Here is a 272-nt window from a genome sequence, read left to right as displayed (position 1 = left end):
CAGTCAGAGGCGACCGGGCGCACGCTGTCCCGGGCCGAGGCCCGCTACCGCGCCCTCACCGATGAACGTTACTCCTCCATGGGCGCACGCCTGGGGCAACGCATCGACACGGCCAAGTACCGGCAGTTCCTGGCCGAGCGCGATGAACTGGAGCAGCGCATCAAGGCCCTGCAGGACCTTGCCTTGCAGGCCAGCGACGACCACGACACCTGGCTGGCCACCGCTGAGGCCCACCACATCGATGACCCGCACAGCCTGGCGGCCGCGCTGTC

At 69.5% G+C, this 272-nt stretch carries 1 pseudogene; it reads left to right on the top strand.

Features of this window, described 5'->3' with window-relative positions:
- Positions 1 to 272 (top strand): annotated as a pseudogene (locus WCE05_RS26510) (hypothetical protein); the annotation flags it as partial.

Origin of the sequence: Pseudomonas sp. I2 (genome assembly GCF_040984075.1) — a bacterium.
GTDB lineage: Bacteria > Pseudomonadota > Gammaproteobacteria > Pseudomonadales > Pseudomonadaceae > Aquipseudomonas > Aquipseudomonas guariconensis_B.
This window is presented reverse-complemented; position numbering and strand designations above follow the sequence as displayed.